Origin of the sequence: Hymenobacter translucens, from assembly GCF_020685205.1 — a bacterium.
Lineage (GTDB): Bacteria > Bacteroidota > Bacteroidia > Cytophagales > Hymenobacteraceae > Hymenobacter > Hymenobacter translucens.
This window is the reverse complement of record NZ_JAJERB010000007.1, coordinates 235702-249469: the sequence shown is the minus strand read 5'-3', so window position 1 is coordinate 249469 and position 13768 is coordinate 235702. Positions and strand designations below refer to the sequence as shown.

10 protein-coding genes are annotated in these 13768 nt (G+C 64.0%); 2 read left to right on the top strand and 8 right to left on the bottom strand.

Annotated elements, in window-relative coordinates:
- Positions 1-63 precede the first annotated feature (63 nt).
- Positions 64-1437 (bottom strand): ATP-binding protein, encoded by a 1374-nt coding sequence (locus LJY25_RS16320; protein WP_227609433.1) that lies wholly within the window; start codon positions 1435-1437, stop codon positions 64-66.
- Positions 1438-1548: 111 nt separating this feature from the next.
- On the opposite strand from LJY25_RS16320, the gene LJY25_RS16315 reads away from it, so the two are divergent.
- On the top strand, positions 1549-3387 hold the full coding sequence (locus tag LJY25_RS16315; RefSeq protein WP_227609425.1) for a polysaccharide deacetylase family protein: 1839 nt from the start codon (positions 1549-1551) through the stop codon (positions 3385-3387).
- A gap of 263 nt (positions 3388-3650) precedes the next feature.
- On the top strand, positions 3651-5042 hold the full coding sequence (locus LJY25_RS16310; protein WP_227609424.1) for an ammonium transporter: 1392 nt from the start codon (positions 3651-3653) through the stop codon (positions 5040-5042).
- A gap of 20 nt (positions 5043-5062) precedes the next feature.
- Here the strand turns inward: LJY25_RS16310 and LJY25_RS16305 are convergent, their stop codons facing one another.
- The 7 genes from LJY25_RS16305 to LJY25_RS16275 form a co-directional block, all read right to left on the bottom strand.
- Complete coding sequence (locus LJY25_RS16305) at positions 5063-5686, bottom strand: ZIP family metal transporter (RefSeq protein WP_227609423.1); 624 nt, start codon at positions 5684-5686, stop codon at positions 5063-5065.
- 203 nt (positions 5687-5889) lie between these two features.
- Positions 5890-6159, bottom strand: coding sequence for a DUF167 domain-containing protein (locus tag LJY25_RS16300; RefSeq protein WP_227609422.1), 270 nt, complete (start codon positions 6157-6159; stop codon positions 5890-5892).
- Positions 6160-6220: 61 nt separating this feature from the next.
- Positions 6221-6973 carry an endonuclease III domain-containing protein gene (locus LJY25_RS16295; protein WP_227609421.1) on the bottom strand — a complete coding sequence of 251 codons (753 nt, stop codon included), beginning with the start codon at positions 6971-6973 and terminating at the stop codon, positions 6221-6223.
- 42 nt (positions 6974-7015) lie between these two features.
- Positions 7016-7876, bottom strand: coding sequence for a hypothetical protein (locus LJY25_RS16290; protein WP_227609420.1), 861 nt, complete (start codon positions 7874-7876; stop codon positions 7016-7018).
- Between the two features lie 160 nt (positions 7877-8036).
- A complete protein-coding gene (locus LJY25_RS16285; RefSeq protein ID WP_227609419.1) occupies positions 8037-11648 on the bottom strand; it encodes a DUF2339 domain-containing protein in 3612 nt (1203 codons plus the stop codon).
- Between the two features lie 102 nt (positions 11649-11750).
- Positions 11751-12164, bottom strand: a complete 414-nt coding sequence (locus LJY25_RS16280) for a response regulator (RefSeq protein WP_227609418.1) — start codon at positions 12162-12164, stop codon at positions 11751-11753.
- 58 nt (positions 12165-12222) lie between these two features.
- The gene (locus LJY25_RS16275; protein ID WP_227609417.1) at positions 12223-13737 is read right to left on the bottom strand and encodes a sensor histidine kinase; all 1515 of its coding nucleotides are present in this window, start codon (positions 13735-13737) and stop codon (positions 12223-12225) included.
- Between the last annotated feature and the right edge of the window lie 31 nt (positions 13738-13768).

Below are 13768 nucleotides of genomic sequence, written 5' to 3'. Positions count from 1 at the left end.
TAGAAAGGGGCGCATCGGCAGCGCCCCGGCACCAGCCTGCGCACTGCCGGCGGCTGAATGCTGCTACTTCTTAATGCCCAGGTAGATAAGGATATCGTCGTAGTTGCCGCCTTCGTTGGAGTACAGCGCGTAATTCTTGGCGGTGGCAAACCACTCCTTGGTGCTGGGCCGCACCTGCTTGGCCGCCGCTGCGAGGTTGCTTTGCTGCACCGGCAGCGCCTTGCCCGTTTTCATCGACTCGCGCAGGCAGCTTTCCACGGCCGTGTCCACGACGGCCTGCAGGTCGGCGCCGGAGAGGCCGGCCGTTTGAGTAGCCAGCTGGGGCAGGTTGAGGTTGTCGGCCACGGGCTTGCCGCGCAGCATCACTTCCAGAATAGCCACCCGGGCGGGCTCGTCGGGCGGGGTCACCAGCACAATCCGGTCAAACCGGCCGGGGCGGCGGAAGGCGGGGTCGAGGTGCCAGGGGGCATTGGTAGCGGCCAGAATCAGCACGCCGTCGTTGGAGTGACGGGCCCCGTCGAGCTCCTCCAGAAACTGGTTGATCAGGGTGCGGCCGGCACTTTGGCGCAGGTCGTGGCGGTTGGCGGCCAGGGCATCTACCTCGTCGAAGAACAGCACGCAGGGCGCCTGCATCCGGGCCAGCTCAAACAGGTCGTGAAGCTTTTTCTCGCTTTGGCCCATCCACATATCTAGAATGTCGCTGATGCCGACGTGGATAAACGACGCCTTTACTTCCCCGGCGGTGGCGCGGGCCAGGTGGGTTTTGCCGCAGCCGGGCGGGCCATACAGCAGCAGACCGCCCCCGGCCGCTTTCCCGTAAGCCTTGTACAGGTCCGGGAACTGCAGGGGGTGAATGATTTTCAGGCGGATTTCCTCTTTTACGGCCTCCATTCCGCCCACGTCCTGAAAGGTGATTTTGGGTTTCTCCAGCCCCGCAAACAAGGCCCGCTCATCCAGCCCCTGGTCCGATACGCTGGCGGAGTGCTCGGCCGGGGCACCCCCGCCGGCCGGCTGGGCGGCGGGGCGCAACCCCAGCTGCTCATCCAGGGCCGCGTCGCGCAGGGAGCTGTCAAGCTGCAACGCCTGCCGGTAGGCAGCCCGGGCCTCATCGGGTGGGCCCCCGGCGCCGGCCAGCAGGCGGGCGTGCAGCAGGTGGGCGCGGCCGTGGTCGGGCTGGGCGCGCAGCAGCTCTTCGAGCACCACCAGGGCCGCCGAGGTTTTCTGCAGCGCCGCGTACGTCTCAGCCAGCCCCAGCTGCAGCTCAGGGTCGTTGGGGGCTTGGCGCAGGCCGGTGCGGTAGTGGTCTTCCGACTCGCTCAGGCGGCCGGCCTGGCGCAGCAGCGCGGCCACGTGGCGGCGCAGGGGTACATTTTCGGGCGTGAAGGCCAGCGCGTCAAGTAAGGGTTGTAAGTCGGAGGGATTCGGTAAGGTAGCCATAGCACGCACTGCAGGATGAAGCTGCAAGCTACGGGTTTTGCATCCAGGGCAGAATCCCGCTTCGGGGGTTTTGTACCTTTGACCGCCTTCCCGCCGTCTTCCCAAGCCCTTATGCGCATCCTGCACGTTTTGTCCGCCAACTTCTTCGCCGGCTCGGTCAGCTACGCCGTGCATTTGGCGGAGGCCCACCGGGCCCAGGGCCATGAGGTGGTGATGCTGTCGGATGCGGCCGAGCTGCCCACCGGCGCCCGGTGCGTGCAGGCTCCCATTTCCAACCGCCGCCACGCCCAGCGCCTGCGCAACATTCTGCTGATTCGCCGGCTGCTGCGCGAGCATCAGATTGAGGTGGTGCACGCCCACTCCCGCGCGGCCAGCTGGGTAGCCTATGTGGCCCTGCGCGGTACCGACGTTCCGCTGGTGTCTACCGTGCACGGCCGCCAGCACCTGCACACTTCCACCAGCCTGTTCGATATCTACGGCGACAAGGTCATTGCTATCTGCCGGAACCTGGGCGTCCACCTGCGGGAGGAAGTGCTGATGAAGCCGGAGAAGATCGTGCTGCTGCCCAACGGCGTCGACTTCGGGCAGTTTGCGGCCACGGCCTACCGCCCGCCCGCGCCGCCGGTGCTGGCGTTGATTACCCGGTTTAACGGCGGCAAGGGGGAGCGGGCGGCAGCACTGCTGGAGCACGTCTTTCCGGCCGTGCTGGCTGAATTCCCGGATGTGCAGCTCCAGCTGATTGGCGGGGAGCTGGAAGCCCTGCCCGAACCTGGCAAGGAAGCCCTGACCACGCTGCAGCAACAGTATGGTGAGCGGGTGCAGGCGGTGGGCTTCAGCCACGACGTGCCGGGCCAGATCAGCGCCTCCACCCTGGTTATCGGGGCCGGACGGGTGGCCATCGAAGCGCTGGGGGCGGGCGTGCCGGTGCTGGCCCTGGGCGAAGCCAGCTACGCCGGAATCGTCGATGCCGCTACCTACGAGCAGGCCGCCGCGTCCAACTTCGGCGACATTGCCGCCCGCGTGTCGCCCCACGCGGTCGACTATCCCGTACTGCTCGAGGATCTGCGGGCATTCCTGGCTTTGCCCAGGCCGGTGGGCGCGGAGCTGCAGGGCCGGGTGCAGGCCGACTACGACCTGAGCCGCGTTGCCGCCGGGGTGCTGAGGGTGTATCAGTCGGCCCGGATGCAGAAGAAGGTGCCGGGCTTTCTGCCGGTGCTGATGTACCACAAGATTCCGACCGAGCCCCTGCAGACCAAACACCGGATCTTCGTGACCCGGGACCGGTTCGAGCAGCACCTGCGCTTTTTCCGGCGCCAGGGCTTCACCGGCATCACCTTCCGCGACTACCTGGCCTTTGCCCGGGGCGAAAGGCCGCTGGCCGAGTTTCCGCGCAAGCCCATCATCCTCACCTTCGACGACGGCTATACCGACAACTACACCAACCTGCTGCCCCTGATGCAGCAGTACGGCTACCCGGGCGTCATCTACCTGCTCGGCGACTTCGACGTGCGCTACAACGCCTGGGACGTCGACAAGGACCCCACCGAGCCGCGCAGCGAGATCATGTCGGTAGAGCAGAAGCGGGCATTTGTGGCGGCGGGCTGGGAAATCGGGGCGCACACCATGTCGCATGCCGATCTTACCGCCCTGCCGGTCGAAGCCGCTGCCCGCGAAATCCGGGACAGCAAGCACGCGCTGGAGCAGGGGCTTGGTGCCGAGGTCGTATCGTTTGCCTATCCATTCGGACTTTACAACGATACGGTCCGCATGTTGGTAGCGGAAGCCGGCTTTGCGTTTGGGCTGGCTACCGACAGTGGGGGGATGCATCTCGAAGACGACCGGTTTCGGGTGTTCCGGGTGAATATGTTTCCCGAGGAAACCCCGTCGAGCCTCTGGAAGAAGACTGCCCCCTGGTACCGCCGCTATTATCGCTACAAGCGCAAGCGGTAGCCAAAGCAGCGCTTTTTAAGTCAGCTTTTCCCGATCGTACCTCTTCCCTTGCCCGGCGAAGCCCGGATTCCGCATGTAAAGGATTTATCTAAGGCTGTATCCACTGTTATGGTGAAATAGCCTTCTTAATAAGGGGGTATATGTGATATAAAGCTAAACATTTGACTGGAATAGCCTAAAATTATAAGGGGTATTTGACTTTCAACTAGTATTTTCAGTAGTTTAGGCATCGAAAATGACAGTGTGCCTTAAACCTGCTTGCTATGGCTTCTCTTTCCCGCCCCCGCTTGGGGTATAGCTTCCTGGCGTTGATTACACTGTTGCTGCTGACCGGTGTCGCGGCGTTCGTGGAAGTGCCGCACCCGGCCACCACGAGTCCCTTACAGTCTGCCGATGTAGCCTGGATGCTGACTGCCACCGCCCTGGTGTTGCTGATGACGCCGGGCCTGTCGTTTTTCTACGGGGGGATGGTCCGGCCGAAAAACGTGATTTCAACCATGCTGCAGAGCTTTGTGGCTCTTGGCGTTATTACGCTGGTCTGGTACTTCGTGGGCTTTTCCCTGGCCTACGGCGACAGTTGGCACGGCCTGATTGGCTCCCCGTTCACGTTTCTGCTTTTGCGCGACGTGGGCACGGCGCCCCACCCGGTTTTCTCACCGACGATTCCGTTTATTCTGTTTTTCGCCTTTCAGCTCAAGTTTGCCATTATCACCCCGGCGCTTATCACCGGCTCCTTTGCCGAGCGGGTGCGCTTTAAGGGTTACCTGGCGTTCATGGTGCTGTTCTGCCTGTTTATCTACTGCCCACTGGCGCACTGGACCTGGCACCCCGACGGCTTTCTGCGCCGCTGGGGCGTGCTCGACTTCGCCGGAGGCACCGTGGTGCACATCTCAGCTGGGGTAGCGGCGCTGGCCGGAGCCATTGTGCTGGGCCGCCGTACCGCCCACGTCCGGCAAACTACCTTCTCGACGCCCAACGTTCCTTACGTGCTGCTCGGTACCGGCCTCCTGTGGTTTGGCTGGTTTGGCTTTAATGCAGGTTCGGCCCTGGGGGCCAACGAGCTGGCGGTAAATGCCTTCGTCAACACCAACCTCGCTTCCGGGGCGGCCCTCATAGCCTGGCTGCTCACCGAGCTGGTGCGGGGTACCAAGCCTACGGCCGTGGGCGCCTGCATTGGCGCAGTGGTGGGCCTGGTCGCCATCACGCCGGCGGCGGGCTACGTCACCTACGGGCAAAGCCTGCTGATCGGGGTAGTGGCCGCCATGATCAGCCACGCGGCCGTGCACTGGCAGAACAGCCGTACCACCATCGACGACACCCTGGACGTGTTTCCCTGTCATGGCCTGGGCGGCATCGTGGGCATGCTGCTCACCGGGGTATTCGCCGACAAGGTGGGCTTGATTCACGGCACAGCTACGCTGTTCGGGTATCATGTGCTGGGCCTCGTGATTGTGGTGGTGTATTCCTTTTTCGGCGCCTGGGTGCTGCTTAAAGTCACTGACCGGTTTTTTGCCATGCGCGTGAAGCCCAGCGAGGAAAGCCTGGGCCTGGATTTAAGTCAGCACGAAGAGTCGACCTACCACGTGGACGAGGAGTTTGAGAAAACCTACCGGCAGGAGCCCGAAGCCGGCCGCGTGCAGCAGCCGGCTCACTAAGCCGCGCGGCGTACACGGCCCTATTCGCCAAGCTTGCTGAGCGCAAACGACGTCAGGAAACCGAGCACGGTAATAAGGCCGGTGAAGTTGTGGGCGGTTTCGAAGGCCTCGGGAATCATGGTGTCGGCAATCATGGCCAGCACGGCCCCGGCTGCCACGGCCGTGGTGGCCGAAATCACCTCGGGCGAGAACTGGCTGAACACGGTAAAGCCGACCAGGGACGAAACGCCGGATACCACCGCAATGCCGCTCCAGAGCAAAAGCACGTAGCTGACCGGGCGGCCCGCTTTTTTCATGCCCACAGCGCTGGACAAGCCTTCCGGCAGGTTGGAGAGGAAGATGGCCGTGACGGCCACAATGCTCACCGTGCCCCCGGCCAGCATGCTCAGCCCGATTACAATACTCTCCGGAATCCCGTCGAGCAGAGCGCCCACGGCCAAGGCCATGCTGTTGTCGTCGCCCGCTTCGGCACCTTCTTTCTCCCCGGCCTTTACCTGCTGCCGCTCCTGGTGCTGCTGGTGCCCCGAGCGTTTGCGGTGCTTGGCGCCCTGCCGGGCCAGCCACCAGTTGGCCAGGGTATACACCAGGGCACCAGTAAAAAAGCCCAGGGCCGTCGACGTAAGGCCGCCTTTCTTGTAAGCCAAGCCCCTTGCATCAGCTCCAGCGACAGAGTGGAAATAAGCACGCCGCTGCCAAAAGCCATGATGGCAGCCACCAGCCGCTGCGGCACGTGCGCAAAATAGCCGATAACGGCCCCAATCAGCAGGGCGGAGCCCGATACCAGCCCCCAGAAACCGGCCTGCACCCAGGTTGGAAAATTCATTGTCAAGCGTTAGGAGTACGCTGGTCAGGCCTGGTGCCGGGCCAGCACGGCCTGCAGGGCTTTGTCGGAAAGCCCGGCAATTTCAACCTTTTTGAAAGGTGCCGTGTGGCCTGTTACGAGGGTAACGCTGGATTTGGCTACATCCAGCACCTCGGCCAGGAAAGCCAGCAGGCAGGCATTGGCCTTGCCGTCGTGGGCCGGAGCCTGAAGCCGGACCGTAACGCTGCCGTCAGCACCCACTAGCAAGGCGTTTCGGCGGGCGTTGGGCTTGGCTTTCAGGTGGAGAGTGGCCACAGGCTGCTTATGCTACAAGTGGCCCCCGTCAGTCTTGGTCTGATCTGGGAGGCCGGCAAAACTAAGCGTTGGAATCAGAAGCCCGGACCGGTCTGGAACTGCCCTGCATTCGCGCCTGCCCCGTCGGACACAGGTCCAGGACCACGCACCGGCCGCAGGCGGGGGAGTGAAAGTAGCAGCACTTCTGCCCGTGAAACATGAACGCCTCGTGGTGGTCGTACACCTGCTGGGCGTCCCAGCCTTCCGGCAACAAGGCTTCGAGCAGGGCGTGGGCGGGGCCTTCACCCACTTTCGGTCCGATCAGGGCCATGCGCTGGGCCACGCGGTGGTGGTGACTGTCGACAGGCATGGCGGGGATGCGCAGGTTGCTGAAAAGCAGGGTCGCGGCGCTGGTTTTGGGCCCCACACCGGAAATGGTTTCCAGCCAGGCCCGGGCCTCGCGCACCGGCATGTCGGCCAGAAAGCTCAGGTCGCAGGGGCCGCCGCAGCGGGAGCCGATTTCGCGAAGCACGGCCTGGATGCGGGGCGCTTTCTGCTCCGGCCAGGTGCAGGGGCTGATGGCTGCTTCCACCTCAGCCATGGGCGCGTCGCGCACTTCCTCCCAGGTCGGGAACCGGGCCCGCAGCTGCTGGTAGGCCCGGTGCGACTCGGCGTTGCGGGTGCGGTGCGAAAGCAACGCGCTGATCAGCTCACTAAGCGGATCTTTGGTGCTGAAATAGCGGAAGGGCGCGCCGTACTCGGCGCACAGCCGCTCGTGCGCGAGCAACGCCCGCGCCCGGCGCGCTTCAAAGTCGGAAACAGAAAGGTCGGCCACCCTGCTGCCTACGCAGAGTAGCCGACCCGGTTCAGCTTACCGCTAGCGGTTGTACTGCAGAATGGCCTGCTTGATATTGTTCTGGACCTTGCTCTGCATCACGACCGGCACGATAAACAGGGGCAGACCAGCGTACACCAGGGGCGAAACGCCGCGCTGGTTTGGATTCAGCGTGGCGAGCAGGCCGTACGCCATCATGCCTCCGGCGGCCACGTAGCTGATGGTGCTGTAGCGCTGGTACTTGCGGCTTTCCGCCAGCAAGGCGCTGCTCGTGGGGTTGTCAGAGGTCGCCACGGCCAGGTTTTTCACGCTCAGGTCCTGAATCGGACCGTTGTTCTTGCTGAAATACTCGGTCTTCACGGTCCGGTAAGTGGGACCAAAGCCCCCGTAGGGGTAGCCGCCGTAGCGCCCGTATCCGCCGTAGCCGAAGGGACTATTGTTGTTATACTGAGTGCTCGTGACAGAGTACAGGCTGATGCGGCCCACCCGGTCGCGGCGCAGGGTGGTTTCGCGGGAAGAGCCGGGCAGGGCGGTACGCACGTAGTGCCCGGTTTCGTCTTCGTAGAAGCTGACTTCGCTCAGGTCGAAGCGCTGCTGCCCGTCGAGGAGCAGGTAGCTGCGCCCCAGAAAGGGCTGCTTGACTTCCACGTCGAGCGCGCGGAAGCTTTTACCGTTTTTCAAGCCCACGGCGTAACGCGTGGTTTCGGCGGGCGGAGCCACGGCCTGGCGCTGCTGTTGCTGCTGCTCCCGTACCGAGTCAGGCACGGCGGGCAGGGTGTTGAGCTGGCGGGGAGCCGGGGCAGTAGGCTGGGGCTGGGTGTTGAGCTCAGGACGCGTGTCCTGAGCCGGGGAGACAAACGGCAGGGCGCTAAGCAGAGCCGGCAGCAGAAAGCGGATTTTCATAGGACTTCGGAACCGCAATAAAAGAGAAGTTGAGAGGAAGAAGGTCAGCAGGCGCAACAAGTTAGGCTGTTACGCATGCTCCTTCATTCAAACCGAAAACGGCGGGCGTTTAGTGCCTTTCGCCGGTAAATAGAGCAGGTGCAAGCGGCTATGGTTGTCATCAGTCGGCGGAATCGGCGTTAGCCGGCTCCGCGGGTTCGGCGGCCGGCTGAAAACGGTCTTTGTAGCGGGCAAACAGCGCGCTCATACCCAGGAAAAGCAGGCCCACGAAGATGAACACGATGGCCCGGGTGATGGTATTGCTCTGGCTCAGGTCGAAGAACAACAGCCGGATGATGCAGGCAATGGCCCCACCCAGCGCCGCGTAGCGCAAATCCTTGCGCCGCAGCAGCAGGCTGGCTCCGAACACGGCGAATACTTCCAGCGTGAGCAGGACCGTCAGAATCGAGCGGTCGAAGCTTTGAACCAGCAAAACCGTGAGGGCGGTAAAGGCCGGATACAGCAGCAGCGTGGGCACCAGCCGGCGCATGTCCAGGCTGGCCTGGGGCTGAAGCCACTGCAGGCCGTGGGGAAACGCGTAGGCCGCCGGCCCGGGCCGGCGCAGGGCATAAAACACGTAAGCGAACAGCAGCGCCACGGCTGCTACGGCCGCTCCCCAGACCGGGCTGATAAGCCGGGCCGGGGGCAGGTACTGCAGCGACGCCCAGCTGCTGGTGGCCGCCGCAGCCCAGTAAAACAGCCGTCCGTAAAATGCCAGCCGGCCAAACCGGGCCAGGCGGGGCGCCACGCCCTCGGCCAGCAACGCCAGCACCACCCACGTCAAGGCCAGCCACTGCCCGCTGACTTCCCACCAGATCGTGAAAGCCAGGAGCAGCAGGCCGGCTTCCAGCAGCAGCGGATGGGCATAGCGCCAGCTCCGGTACTGCGGCTCCCCGGCCGGGGCCCGGCGCGAAGCCAGCACCAGCAGCGCCGTTAGCCCGGCTCCCGCCGCCACCCGCCCTACGGGCAAGCCGAGCAGATACTGCGCAGAGCCCACGTACCCGGTAAAATGACGCAGCAGGAAGGCCCCCAGCAGGGCGTAGGCCACGTGCAGCATAAACCGGTCGGGGTAGCCCTGCCGGGCCAGGGTGGCCGGGCTCGGAAAACGGGTCCGTACGGCCTCTGCGCTCAGGAACATGGCCAGTGCCAAGCCCAGCCAGAGCAGGCCGGGTACCAAGGCGCCCGCGGAGCGACCAAACGCCTCGTGGACGGTGAAAGCCAGGTGCAGGCCGAACAGATAAATCCAGGGAAAGCGCACGTAGCGCTGCGCCGTGGCCGACCAGGAGGAGTACAAGCCGACTCCCGACAGCACTGCGAGCGGAAGCAGGTGGAGCAGGGTAGCCCCGGTTCCCGGATGAGCCGCCGTGTTTTCAACCCACAGCCACTGCAGGCCGTGGTAGCCCACGATGGCCAGCAGTAGCCCCGCCCACAAGCCGGGCACCCGCCAGTGCTGCCGGATAAGCAGGAGCGCCGCGCCCAGCAGCACGGCCACCCACACGGTCCAGGTTTGCTGGTACTGGTAGGTACCGGCCATCAGCAGCAGCCAGCCGGTCAGCAAGCCCAGCAGGCGCAGCCGGAAAGCCGAGCTCAGGGGCAACTCGTCGTAGGCCGGGGCGTCGAGGCGGTGCAGCAGGCCGGCGTAGCCGATGGTGGCCAGGGCCGCGCCGAGCAGGAGCAGGGTGCGCCAGCCGGACGTGAGGGCGGCCGGGGCCATCGAGTACACTACTGCCGGCAGCACTACGCCCAGGGCCAGCAGCAGATAAGTCTGGACACGCAGAACGGGCAGCTCCCGCCGGTAAGCCAGCCAGAGGCCGAACGCCAGGCTTTCAAGGTAAAGCAGGGTGCCTACCACCGGCCAGCTCAGGTGCAGCTTATGCAGGGAGATAATCGTCAGCCCCACCAGCAGCTGCGTCAGCACCAGGTGCAAGGACCGCAGCCCGGCGCTCCGGGCCGGCAGCCAGTAAGCCAGCCCCACGGCGACGCCGGCCATTCCCAGCAGCGCGCCGGTGAGCAGCAGGGCCGGCGGGGCCGGCAGGTGGAACAGGCCGTACGTCAGCAGCAGACCGGCGCCGGCCAGCAGCAGCACGCCCAGCACGCCAAATACCCGCAGCAGCGGCTGGTGACTTTCGGTTCCGGGTTCAGCCGGGTCGAGCAGGGGTAGGGGGGCAGTAAACCGGTAATAGACGGTGGCAGCCAGTCCGGCGAGGAACAGAATAACGGCATTCCGGTAAAGCTCCGGGCCGGCGTACTGGGCGAAGGAAGCCAGGTTCAGCACCAGCAGGCCCGCGGAAGCCAGGATCAGGCCCGCAGATGCCAGGCGGAACACCAACGCCTCCCGCTCCCGGGCCATGATAAACGCCACCAAAGCAAATTCCAGGAGCATGAACAGCAGTACCACGCCCGGCAAAGCCCGCCAGCCAAGCAGGGAAAAGGCTGCGGCCAGTCCCAGCACCAGAGCAATGATGGTATCCGTCTGAAAAAGCCACTGGATGCCCAGGCGGCGGGCGTAGCGGGCCAGAAAGAACACCAGCACGGCACCCAGGCCCAGCGGCACGGTTTTCCAGGGCGAGCCGGTGCTGTGCAGGTACACGCCCAAACCCAGGCAGGTCCAGTTGAGCAGGTGAGCGGCAAACAGCAGCCCGTCGAAGCGGGTGTGGGCGTACAGGCGACGGTACTGCACCACGGCCGCTGCCACGCCGACCAGCACCAGCAGGCCAATGGCTATCAGCCGGTTTGCTCCTGCCCCGGGCATATGCTGGTGCCAGTACAGATGAAACAGGGCAAAGCTCAGGATGCTCAGCAGCAGCTGGTACTTCCACCGCTGCCGGTAGGTAATGGCAATGCTGAACACTGTCACGACGGCCGCCGCGCCCAGCGTAAGGGCCGTCGACGGCAGCACTGCCAGGGCTATCAGGCTCAGCACTCCGTGCAGCGTAGCTACCGTCTCGCGGCTGGCCACCCAGGCCAGGTACAGGTTGAGCGCCACGCCGATAAAGAGCAGCAGGTAGTCAAACGGGCTGGTCGCCCAGCGCAGGCCGGGCAGGGCAGCAGCCCCCACGCAGGCAAACAGAAAGATGGCCGCCGCGCTGCTTTGCAGCCACACGCTGAGCTGGGCTGCAAACGGGCGGGTACGCAGGTAAAACTGCACCCCCAGCAGCAGGCCGGCAAAGCCGGTAATCAGGAAAAACCGGTAAAAGGCGCTGATGCGCAATGCCGTGTAGATGCCCAGAAAGCCCACACCGGTAACCAGGATAACGGCGCCCAGAATACCGGTCCAGTTTTCCAGGAGCAGCCGCTCGGTCCGCTCCCACCACGTAGGTCCGGCCGGCACTGGCGGCGCAGCCGGTGGCACGGGCCGGGGCGCAGCGGGAGGAGGCACTACAGGCGGCGGCACGAAGACCGGGGCCGGTACGGGAACAGGCTGCGGCGCGCGGACTGGTTCGGGTTTGGCGGCCGGGGTAGGCATAGGAGAAGCCGGCGCGGCAGCCGGCTCAGGGGCCGGTGCTACCGGGCGGGCCGGCGCCAAGGTAACTGGTACGGGCAGCGGCTGGTCAGTGGGGCGCTGCCGGGCCATTTCCCGGCGCAATTCAGCCAGCTCCTCGCGCAGGCGCAGCTGCTCGGCATAGGTGCGGGCGAGGGTGTCTTCGAGGGTCTTTACCCGGTCCGGCAGCTTCAGGCAGCGGTAGGCTACGTAGGCGCTCAGGACGGCAATGATAAAAAAGACGGATTCCATTGGCCCCTAAATAGCAAAAAAGCGCCGGGACGAGCTGCCCCGGCTTTCGGAGCGCCCATTCCGGCGCGTAGTATGCGGCCTCGTCCCGGGGCCGGAATGCCGTTACTTCAGCAGCTTTTCCAGCAGGTTCATGCTGTCGACCAGGTCTTCGCTGCTTTCAAAATCTAAAGGCTTGAGGATGTAGCCGCTCACGCCCAACCCACTGACGCTCATCCGGTCCACGTCCATCGACGAGGTGGTGGTAATAAACACCGGAATGTCGCTAAGCTCGGGGTGCTGGCGCAGCTCGGTCAGGAACTCGTGCCCGTTCATCTTGGGCATGTTCAGATCGAGCAGAATAACTTCCGGGGCGGGCGAGATGGGCTCGATGCCGTTGCGGCCAAGCAGCAGATCGAGGGCCTCAAGGCCATTGAAAGCCGTGTAGAGCTTATGCTGGATGCTGAATTTCTCGAATGACTTCTGCACCACCATGGTGTCAAAAAGGTCATCCTCAACTAGCAGAACTGAACGCGTCATCGTGGGTAACTATAGAGTATGAACTGCAAAGAAACGCACAAGCGCCGACATCCCCGCATCAGGCAGCCTTTTCCGGCACGGCCAGCTTGGGCCAGGTGAAGATAAACGCCGTGCCCTGCCCTGGCTCGGACTCCACTCGAATGTTACCTTTTTGCTCGTCGATTATTTTGCGCACGATGCTCAGCCCGATGCCTGTGCTTTCGGCCGTGTTCCGGTCGCGCAGGGTCTGGAAAATCAGAAAGATCTTTTCGTGGTACTCCGGCGCAATACCGGGTCCGTCGTCGGCCACGCGAAACTCAAACTCCTTTTTCAGCTCCTGGCAGCTTACCGTGATAGTGCCCGCCCCGCGGTGGTGGTACTTCACCGCATTGCTGAACAGGTTGGTAAACACCTGCTGCAAGCTCAGGCGGTCCGTAAGCAGGGTCGGTAGCTCGTCAGCTACCACCAACCGGAAATCGGGGGGCACCACCAGGTCGGCCACTTCGCCTACCAGCTCCGGCACCGAGACTTCCTCCAGCTTCTGCTGGGTGCGCCCGATGCGGGCGTAGGCCAGCAGGCCGTTGATCAGGTCTTCCAGCCGGGCCAGGCGGCCCTTCATCATGTCCAGGTACTGCCGCATCTGGGGGGAGAGCTCCCCGGCCAGCTCGTCCTCAATCCACTTGACAATCGTGCTGACCCCGCGCAGGGGCGCTTTCAGGTCGTGGGAGGCCACGTAGGCAAACTGGTCGAGCTCCTTGTTGCGGTTCTGCAGGGTGCTGAACGTGTCGTCCAGCGTCTGGGTCATGCGGTTGAGCGAGGTGGCCAGCGCGCCCACGCTGTCTTTTTCCCGGTCCTTGATCTTGACTTTGTAGTCGCCCTGGACCACCTGGTAGGCCAGGTTCTGAATGATCTGAATGCGCTGGGAAGTAGCCTGGTTGATGGCCGTCAGCTCCTGCTGCAGCGTTTCGTTGGCGGCCAGCTCCTGGGAGATTTTTCGGAACAGCCACAGTGTAATCAGAATGGCCAGCACCGCCGAAACGATGATGGTAATCGGGGCAATGGTTTCGTAGACGTCCTGCTGGCGGCTGCGCTCAGCCAGCAGTCGCAGCTCATTGCTTTTGATGCGGTCAAAGAGGTCGAAGATGGCGCGCATCGTCAGGCGGCCGGTGTCCAGGATGGTTTGCATCGCCGAGCCGCTTACTTCCCGGCGGGGCCGCAGCAGGATGTCCATGTTGCGGAACTTCTGATTCACCAGGGTCCGCATCGAGTCCAGCCGGAGCACCTGGTCCGGGTTGTCGGCCAGCTGCCCCCGCAGGCGGTCGAAACCCTGCTCCACTTCCTGCTGGGAGGTGCTGTAGGTCTGCAGAAACGAGGTGTCGCGGGTCAGCAGAAATCCCCGCACCCGCGACTCGGCGTCGCGCACCCGGGAGGTGAGCTGCTCGGCCTCCTGAATCACGCGGTAGGTGTGCTCTACCTGCCGGGTTTGCACGGCCAGCTGCTGAATGCTCAGGTAGGAGGCAATGGCGGTGAGCAGCAGCACGCCGGCCGCTACCCCGAAGCCGAGCAGGATCTTGGTGTTGAGTTGAAGACGCATCGGCCGCAAACCTACGCTGCCGCCGGTAAAG

Bases quoted from the DNA above. Each gene is read 5' to 3' on its own strand.
- LJY25_RS16320 (WP_227609433.1), bottom strand. From the start codon at position 1,437: ATGGCTACCTTACCGAATCCCTCCGACTTACAACCCTTACTTGACGCG.
- LJY25_RS16315 (WP_227609425.1), top strand. From the start codon at position 1,549: ATGCGCATCCTGCACGTTTTGTCCGCCAACTTCTTCGCCGGCTCGGTC.
- LJY25_RS16310 (WP_227609424.1), top strand. From the start codon at position 3,651: ATGGCTTCTCTTTCCCGCCCCCGCTTGGGGTATAGCTTCCTGGCGTTG.
- LJY25_RS16290 (WP_227609420.1), bottom strand. From the start codon at position 7,876: ATGAAAATCCGCTTTCTGCTGCCGGCTCTGCTTAGCGCCCTGCCGTTT.
- LJY25_RS16285 (WP_227609419.1), bottom strand. From the start codon at position 11,648: ATGGAATCCGTCTTTTTTATCATTGCCGTCCTGAGCGCCTACGTAGCC.
- LJY25_RS16280 (WP_227609418.1), bottom strand. From the start codon at position 12,164: ATGACGCGTTCAGTTCTGCTAGTTGAGGATGACCTTTTTGACACCATG.
- LJY25_RS16275 (WP_227609417.1), bottom strand. From the start codon at position 13,737: ATGCGTCTTCAACTCAACACCAAGATCCTGCTCGGCTTCGGGGTAGCG.